Raw genomic sequence first — 8,318 nt, 5'->3', positions numbered from 1 at the left:
CCCTACAGTCGGTTAAAACCGATTAATCATGCTTGGTAGGGGTCAACGGCTGTTGACCCGTACAGAATTTTAGTCGGTTTTAACCGACGATGGCGGTCTTCACGGGGGCAGGCTTGCGCTGAAAGCGGCGGGAAGACGATTCCCTGGCGGTTAATGTAGTTTACTCAGTAGAAAACCCCTGTAGGGTGTGGGGAGCGGGGGAGCGTCTTGTGCGGGGGAGCGGGGGAGATATATTTCTCCTCATCCCCTCCGCTCCTCTGCCCCTCATCCCCTCCGCTCCTCTGCCCCTCCGCTCCTCTGCCCCTCTGCACCAGAAGCTCCCCCGCTCCCTATCTTAAAGGACCCGATCGCCGCTATCATAGAAACATCGTAGGGAGCGCCGTTTTTCGATGAAACCAGAATCAACTCTCAACCAACTGAAAACCAACTTACCTGACCAACAACTGCCTTCTAGTTACGGAGTTTATTTTAAAAATACCTTGGTGGCGCTTTGCCACGCCCTCGAAGATCATATTTTACAAAGTAGTAGCCCTGAGTCTACCCAAAAACCTTTAGTATTAGTCACTTTTCAACAAGGGAAATGGTATTTACAAGAAGCCGATCGCTATCAAGAAATTGCCCAAGCATCTAATCATGTGGTAATTTCTGCGGTGGCAGATAGTGGATTTATCAGCCATAAAACCAGTCAATTAGACAATGTATCATTGGTGAATCTTGACCTCAATGATAGTTTAGTTCAAGAATGGAATTTAATTATTATTGCTCCTAATTATCAGGCAACTTTGCTATGCCACGAACTGTCAGAAGATGAATATCTGCCCGATGGTAAACCTGATGTGGATATGGAGCGAAAATTTTATGGTTTATGGACATTTGATCGCCCCGTAGTAGCCAAATCAGCGGAAATTTTGATTGAAAAAGTGCGTTATTATGACGCAAATTTAGCCAACCAGCTACGGGTAAAATTGCAAAAGATTCTGCTGAAAGAGGCGATCGCCCCTGCGGATCTAAGTGGGGTAGTTTCTCGCATCGTCACTTACTTACAAAGTTCTCAGCAACAAATGATTTCAGTGAATCGCCAAACCAGAGAACTTTGGGAATTAGAAGGAAAAGCCCTGCGCTTCAGTCGGAATTTAAATGCCAATAAACTCCAAGCATTTTTACGCATAGCCCAACGAGTCGATGAACGAGATCCCACCAATCCCGTAGCCTCTTTACAAGTTGCCGCATTATCAGAAACCTTGGGGCAATTATTAGATTTACCCACCTTAAAATTACGTCGATTAAGATTAGCGGGATTATTATTTAGAGTTGGGTTAGTTTCTGCCCCCAAAGAAGTATTTACCCAGACTAAAAGTGAATTCGATGATGTTACTCTGGGATTTTGGCGCGATCGGGCAAAAATTGCCGCCCAATTACTTGCGGCCATGCCGGAATTAGCCCCTGTAACAAATATTGTCGCTCATCAATTAGAATATTGGGATGGTAGCGGTCAACCCGATGGCTTACGCGGCGAAGAAATCCCCATTGAATCGCGGATTTTAGCCCTCGTTGCTTACTTTCAAGACCTCACTCAACCACGAGGCAGTCGCCCAGGGGTAAGTTTATCCGTTGCCCTGGAAAAATGCCAAGAATTGAGTGAAACTCGCTTCGATCCGGCTTTAGTTGCATCTCTTTCTCATGTCGTCCGACTCACCGAAATGGGCATGATGCAACTACCCGATCGCCCTAGTCAACTCCCCAATGTTTGGTTAGATGATTTGTAGAAACCCGGTAAATCCTCATTAAAACTATCTATATTCATCAGCATTCATCAGCAATTTATGAGCAAATTCACACCTTTAAATATAGAAGAAATTCGCGCTGGTAAAATCAAACAACTCAGCGATGCTAAACTCATCGGCGCCAACTTATCCGGCGCCAAACTCGCTGAAGCCGACCTATCCCAAGCCAACTTAAAAGGGGCCGATCTCAGTGGGGCAGACTTATCCCAAGCCCAACTCCGAGGCAACCTCCGAGGCGCTAACTTAAGCGGCGCAAATTTACAAGGAACCGACTGTCGCAATGCGGACTTAACCGGCGCTAACCTCCAGGATGCGGAAGTCCGGGGCGCCAGTTTTGCTGGAGCATTTATGGCTGGCATCGCTGGTCGGAAGTTAGACCTAAGTGGCGTTGATTTGCACGGGGCTGACCTGCGGGGCGCCAGTTTAGCCAAAGCAAATTTAGCTGGGGCAGATTTAAGTAATGCCAATCTTTCCGGCGCCGATCTTTCTCAGGCAGATTTAGAACAAGCAAATTTAAATGGGGCGGTCATGCGGGGCGCGAATTTACAGCGAGCGAACTTACTCTGTGCCCAGATGGAGAAAACCCAGTGGACTGGGGCGTTACTCGATGGCGCCTGTGTGGAAGGAACCCCTCTGATGAACGTGAAAAAGAAGCCAGATTAAGCAACGGATCCCCCATGATCCGCATTCCCCACGGGCTAATCTTGCCGGGGACGTAGCAACACTTCGGTTCCTCCCCTTTTGAAGGGGGGTTAGGGGGGATCGGGCTTTTGAAGGGGGGTTAGGGGGGATCGGGCAATGACCTGGAAACATAAGCAAATATTATTAGTGAGGTCACAAAAGTGAATTTACAATTTTTAATGTGAAGTTATAATAAGACTTGGCAGCGTATGGTGGCATGGTATCCGGTTTGTTTGGCAACACAATGTTTCAAGATCAAAGTGGAGATCGTCTCGTAAGTAAAGTCGCTGGTAGTGCGATCGCGGCTTTGTTTAAACGGTCGGAAAATATCGAGGCCAATGTTCGGGCTGAACCTGTAACCAAGCTGTTACAGGGAAGCATTGATGGCTTTGATTTCATCGGTAAAGGGATGTTGATGTATAACGGCTTGCGAATTAATGCAATGGAGTTGTATCTGCAAGCTGTTTCCATTGACTTTGGGGCGATTTTTACGGGTCAGGTAAAATTGCGGCGACCAACTGAAGCCAGCATGAGAGTGGTATTGACTGAAGAAGATTTAACCACTTCTTTCAATACCCCATTTGTCACGGAAAAACTGCAAAGACTTCAGTATGAAGGACAATCTCTCAAATTTCAGAATACTACAATTACCTTAAATAGTGATAAAACTTTGCGGCTAAAATCTCAAATTACCATTGGCAGTGAGGACAAAACAATTACTCTTGATTTTACCACTTCGGTGATCGTGGAAGACCGCAAAAAAATTCAATTTGTGGATGTGCAATATACTGGCAATGACGAGGAATTAGCCCTCGGTAAAGCGGTGATTACTCATGTAAATAATTTGTTAGACCTAGACAAATTTGCCCTGGAAGGAACTCAACTGCGAGTAGACCGCATCCGCATCCAAAATCAGGCGATCGTCTTTTATGGTTCGGCGAATATTAATCGGTTTCCCACTCGTAAGTAAATGGTAGTTCAGCAACCAGGTTTTTTCCCAAGTCCAGGGTGACAAGGCAAAAATTAGACAATTCTGGCAAAATTCGTGCAAATCCCGCCTTTTTAAGGGGGGTTGGGGGGATAGATCCGTTCTGTTTGCCAGAATTGTCTATTAAATTAAGCCGCAAATTGCGGCTTAATCTCCTTTGTGTCCTCTGTGTCTCTGTGGTGAATTACTATATCCCACCTTTCTGATGCCAATTACAATAACATCCCAGCGATACAAGCGGTCATAAAACAGGCCAAAGAACCGGCAATCATCGCCCGAATTCCTAAGCGGGCTAAATCCCCCTGACGCTGTGGCGCGATCGCACCAATTCCGCCAATTTGGATGGCGATCGAGCCAATATTAGAAAAACCACATAAAGCATAAGTAGCGATAACCTTAGCCCGTTCAGAAATCACCGGCAGCGACCCCGCAGCCACTTCCCCCGATGCAATTTTTCGGGCATTATCCATCAAAACTTTCAAATCCAAATAAGCAATAAACTCATTTAAAATAGTCTTTTTCCCTAACAAAATTCCCACCTGGGCACAGTCTGCCCAAGGCACCCCCATCAACCAAGCCACGGGAGCCATCACATAAGCAAAAATCCACTCTAAAGACAACTGAGGCAAACCCACCAAATTGCCCAGCCAACCTAATAAGCCATTAAAAAAAGCTAGTAACCCCAAAAACGCAATTAACATCGCCCCCACGTTTAAGGCCAAATTCATTCCATCTCTGGCACCACCTGCCGCCGCATCCACCGCATTAACATAACTTTGCTCAACTTTCACCTGCACTTGTCCAACAGTGAGAGATGTTTCCGTTTCGGGATAAAATAACTTAGAAATTGCCAGGGCTGCGGGGGCGGACATCACCGAAGCGGCGATTAAATGTTCCGCAGGTACTCCGAAAGAAAGATAAGCCGCCATTACCCCCCCGGCAATGGTGGCAAATCCTCCGGTCATCACCGCATGAAGTTCGGAAAGAGTCAAGGAATTAATATAAGGCTTAATCATCAGCGGGGCTTCCGTTTGTCCCACAAAAATATTGGCCGCACAACTAAGGGATTCTGCCCCAGATGTTTTCATGGTTCGCATCATCACCCAAGCCACCCATTGCACTACTCGCTGTAAAATTCCGTAGTAATAAAGTAAGGAAATAAACGAGGAGAAAAAAACGATGGTAGGCAACACTTTAAAAGCCATAAAATGTTCGCTAAAGTTATCCCCAAAAACAAACTTAGAACCCGCATCCGCATAGTTGAGAAAAGTGTTGATGCGATCGCCCAAAAACTGAAACAAGGCCAAACCGACCCTAGTTCTGAGGATAAAAATCGCTAAAATAAGTTGCAAGGCAATGCCCCAAAGCACCGTTTGCCAAGGAATTGCTCGGCGGTTCGTGGAAAACAGATAACCCATCCCCACAAATACCCCCAACCCCAGCAGGGAAATCATCCGCTCTATCATGGTTTAGTCTAGCTCCAAGAATTTACCGATCGGTTTTGTTTGCCATCGTAAAGAGACTTAAGCATCCTGCCTCAATTTAGCAGCCTGGAAATCGACCCCCCCGGTTGCCAGGGGCAGGTTGCCTGGGGTGCCCTGAAGCGCAGCCCCTTGCGCTTAGGGGCGAATCGCCTCAGTCAGACTGAGGCTAAACATCCTGAAATTCAGACATCATCAGGGTTTGGTGACATCACCTATCCCGCAACATGACTTCACATTTCTTTACATAAGTACACTTTTTGTAAAGAAATGTATTTTTTAGGGAAGTTGCTTCCCGGACTCGGTAAAAATATGCTTTGATAGATTTACTCTACTTTTCCCTAGATTCAAGATGTCAAAATCCCCTCAGTTTTTACCCGCCAAAAAGATTGGCTGGCCAGAAAAATTTATATTTTTTACATTTATTCAGAAAGTCATCAAAAATAAATCTAAAAAATATCTTAATTTTTCTCTGAATTTTTTAGCTGCTTGACTAAAAATAATCGGGTAATTTATATAATAAAAGTAAACCCCATCAGGAATTATCACATAAATGAGTATCCAAACTTTAGAAAACCTGTCGGTTCCCGGCGCAGTGAATCGGGACTTATCAACCATGAATATCAACTGGCAAAATCATCAAGCGGAAAGGCTGAATCAGCTACCCCCGTATATATTTGGTTATTTAGCGGAACTGAAAAATCAGGCAAAACAACAAGGGGTCGATGTGATTGATTTGGGGATGGGAAACCCCGATGGTTCCCCACCTCAACCCGTGATTGATGCAGCGATCGCGGCCATGACCACTTCCCAAAATCATGGCTATCCGCCTTTTGAAGGCATCGGTGAATTTCGTAAAGCCATCACCGATTGGTATAAACGTCGTTACAATGTTTTACTCGATTACAACAGTGAAGCTTTGCCGGTATTAGGGTCAAAAGAAGGACTCTCTCACCTGGCGATCGCCTATATTAATCCTGGGGACATTGTGCTGGTTCCCAGTCCAGCTTATCCCGCCCATTTTCGCGGCCCAATCTTAGCGGGCGCCGAAATTTATCCCCTAGTCTTGAAACCAGAAAACAACTGGTTAATCGACTTAAATACGATTCCCGAAGCAGTAGCCCAAAGAGCCAAAATTATCTATTTTAATTATCCGAATAATCCCACAACCGCTACCGCCCCTAGGGAATTTTTTGAAGAAATTGTAGCATGGGCTCGTCACTATGAAATCATGCTAGTCCATGACTTAGCTTATGCGGAACTTTCCTTTGACGACTATCATCCCACCAGCTTATTAGAAATTCCCGGAGCCAAAGAAATTGGCGTAGAGTTTCATACCCTGTCTAAAACTTATAGTATGGCGGGATGGCGAGCGGGTTTTGTGGTGGGTAATGCTCAAATTATCAAGGGTTTATCTAGTCTCAAAAGTAATATGGACTATGGGATGTTTGCGGTAGTCCAAGCGGGGGCTGCTGCCGCTTTAAGTCTCCCAGATTCTTATATTCATCAAAATCAAGAACGCTATCGTAAACGCCGCGATTTTCTCGTGGCTGGGTTGAACGAATTAGGCTGGAATATTACACCCCCGAAAGCCAGTATGTATCTCTGGGTGCCTTGCACCGTGGGCATGAATTCTACGGATTTCTTTATGAATGTTTTAGAGAAAACTGGCGTGGTGGTGACTCCGGGCAACGCCTTTGGGGAAGCGGGAGATGGATATGTCCGTATCAGCTTAATTGAAGATTGCGATCGCCTCCAAGAAGTATTAAATCGGCTGAAAAAAGCGGAAATTTCTTACCAGCCTAAATGCTTAGTTGCTTAGACAAGATTTTAGATTTCTAGTCAGCATTCAGCTATCAGCATTCAGCTATCAGTATGCAGCACCCCCCTTTGTCAAAAGGGGGGGTAGGGGGGCTGTAAGCGCCCCTAGATAGCCTAGATATTGTAATTCTAGATCGAGATGCCGTCACACCCTCAATTTTAGTTGAACCCGCGATCGCAAGTTTCTTGGGTTATCTCGTTTTCCGGGAAACTCCGCCCCCCCAAATCTTTCTCGGTGCGGCTGTATTGCTGACTGGGGTAGGGATTGCGGCGATGGGGGAACGGCGATCAAGGGCATGATTCAGAAAATTCTCAGAAAATTCTCAAAAAATTCTCAAAAAAATTTGCCAAAACTCTTGCATATTTCTAAACACCTGTGTTATATTTATAACTTGTGAGGACGCATAGCTCAGTTGGTTAGAGCACTACGTTGACATCGTAGGGGTCACTGGTTCGAGTCCAGTTGTGTCCATTGACTGAAAGCCTTATGGGATAAAGTTTATAATGTTTTATGCGATATCAATCGAGCGGCTTTAGTGGCGAAGTATGATATGCTGCTAGGGTGAAATTGAGCGGAAATTGAGCGGAAATTGGGAGTAATTTGGGAGTATATTCTCGTTCCCAGGGTCTCCCTGGGAATGCCAGTCACTCTTGCTCTGCCGGAGCGATCGCAGTTAGCACGGTTAAGCCACGAGGCAGAGCCTGGGAATGCCAGTAAGCGAGGCTCTGCAAGAGCGATCGCATAAATCACTCACTAAAAATCAATTTTATCCAAACGTAAAACTTCTGGTTCACCGATGTAATTACGATAACTCGAATATCGCCAATGGGCTGGATGGTCTACATAGCCGCGTCTCAAGGGATTATTGTGAATATACTCTAACTTTTGTCTAAACACCTCATCACTGAAAATCGCTTGAGGTTGAAATCCTTCTTGCCAAACTTGATATTCTTGTTCAGTTTTATATTGAAGTTTATAAATTTTAAGCTGTTGTAGTAAGTGATGAAAATTATTCTGTTGAAGCCAATTAATCATTGATCGCGCGGTGAAGGATTTAAAATTCCCTATTTCCTTAGATAAGTTAGCGCCTGAGACTAACATATGGAGATGGTTTTCCATAATCACATAACCAGATAAGTCTAATCGCTGGTTATCTTGCATAAACTGGAGGGAATCTAAGATAATTTGAGCAATTTCAATTTGATAAAATAACGGGAGCCAATTAACCACTGTGCAGGTGACAAAGTGGGGTCGATTTTCTAAGACATGGTAGGGACTTCGTGCCATTGTGCGATCAGTTGGGTTAAGGTCTGTGACTTCAGATTTTATATTAGTAGTTTTAGACAAACACTTAATTGATTAACTGATAGGAACTTACTCAACCTATTTCTGATATCACGTAACTCAATTTTCACTCATTGCAAGATCAATATCAATATCAATGGTTTCAGCTTTGTCATGGGTTCTAATCCCTGAAGCGTACTGCAAAAGAAAAAACCAGCGATCGCGCTTGTCGCTGGTTTTTTCTTTGATTTTCTCCGATCATTGCTCAACAGAAAGGT

Annotated in this window: 7 protein-coding genes and 1 tRNA gene; 6 read left to right on the top strand and 2 right to left on the bottom strand. The window is 44.8% G+C overall.

Annotation, left to right across the window (positions count from 1 at the left end):
* Window positions 1-389: 389 nt before the first annotated feature.
* The 3 genes from AM228_RS08570 (at window position 390) to AM228_RS08560 (ending at window position 3,435) form a co-directional block, all read left to right on the top strand.
* Entirely contained in the window at window positions 390-1,766 is a 1,377-nt protein-coding gene (locus tag AM228_RS08570; protein ID WP_054465706.1) for a DICT sensory domain-containing protein, read from the top strand.
* A 57-nt stretch (window positions 1,767-1,823) separates the two neighbouring features.
* Window positions 1,824-2,447, top strand: coding sequence for a pentapeptide repeat-containing protein (locus tag AM228_RS08565; protein ID WP_054465705.1), 624 nt, complete (start codon window positions 1,824-1,826; stop codon window positions 2,445-2,447).
* A 235-nt stretch (window positions 2,448-2,682) separates the two neighbouring features.
* Window positions 2,683-3,435 carry a DUF2993 domain-containing protein gene (locus AM228_RS08560; protein WP_054465704.1) on the top strand — a complete coding sequence of 251 codons (753 nt, stop codon included), beginning with the start codon at window positions 2,683-2,685 and terminating at the stop codon, window positions 3,433-3,435.
* Between the two features lie 230 nt (window positions 3,436-3,665).
* Here the strand turns inward: AM228_RS08560 and AM228_RS08555 are convergent, their stop codons facing one another.
* Window positions 3,666-4,916: a NupC/NupG family nucleoside CNT transporter gene (locus AM228_RS08555; RefSeq protein WP_054465729.1), complete on the bottom strand. Its 1,251-nt coding sequence runs from the start codon at window positions 4,914-4,916 to the stop codon at window positions 3,666-3,668.
* Window positions 4,917-5,550: 634 nt separating this feature from the next.
* Between AM228_RS08555 and AM228_RS08550 the strand changes: the two genes are divergently transcribed.
* From AM228_RS08550 to AM228_RS35035, 3 genes are all read left to right on the top strand, one after another.
* Window positions 5,551-6,756, top strand: coding sequence for an aspartate aminotransferase (locus tag AM228_RS08550; protein WP_054465728.1), 1,206 nt, complete (start codon window positions 5,551-5,553; stop codon window positions 6,754-6,756).
* Between the two features lie 397 nt (window positions 6,757-7,153).
* A tRNA-Val gene (locus tag AM228_RS08545) sits at window positions 7,154-7,227 on the top strand.
* Window positions 7,228-7,345: 118 nt separating this feature from the next.
* A complete protein-coding gene (locus tag AM228_RS35035; RefSeq protein WP_206756764.1) occupies window positions 7,346-7,501 on the top strand; it encodes a hypothetical protein in 156 nt (51 codons plus the stop codon).
* Between the two features lie 8 nt (window positions 7,502-7,509).
* Here AM228_RS35035 and AM228_RS08540 read toward each other — a convergent pair whose 3' ends face one another.
* Window positions 7,510-8,043: a transposase gene (locus AM228_RS08540; protein WP_054465703.1), complete on the bottom strand. Its 534-nt coding sequence runs from the start codon at window positions 8,041-8,043 to the stop codon at window positions 7,510-7,512.
* Window positions 8,044-8,318: the final 275 nt, after the last annotated feature.

This window comes from Planktothricoides sp. SR001, from assembly GCF_001276715.1.
Lineage (GTDB): Bacteria > Cyanobacteriota > Cyanobacteriia > Cyanobacteriales > Laspinemataceae > Planktothricoides > Planktothricoides raciborskii.
This window is presented reverse-complemented; position numbering and strand designations above follow the sequence as displayed.

What these genes read in the sequence shown, in the direction of transcription:
- AM228_RS08570 (WP_054465706.1), top strand. Translation starts at nt 390, where the DNA reads ATGAAACCAGAATCAACTCTCAACCAACTGAAAACCAACTTACCTGAC.
- AM228_RS08565 (WP_054465705.1), top strand. Translation starts at nt 1,824, where the DNA reads ATGAGCAAATTCACACCTTTAAATATAGAAGAAATTCGCGCTGGTAAA.
- AM228_RS08560 (WP_054465704.1), top strand. Translation starts at nt 2,683, where the DNA reads ATGGTATCCGGTTTGTTTGGCAACACAATGTTTCAAGATCAAAGTGGA.
- AM228_RS08550 (WP_054465728.1), top strand. Translation starts at nt 5,551, where the DNA reads ATGAATATCAACTGGCAAAATCATCAAGCGGAAAGGCTGAATCAGCTA.
- AM228_RS08540 (WP_054465703.1), bottom strand. Translation starts at nt 8,043, where the DNA reads ATGGCACGAAGTCCCTACCATGTCTTAGAAAATCGACCCCACTTTGTC.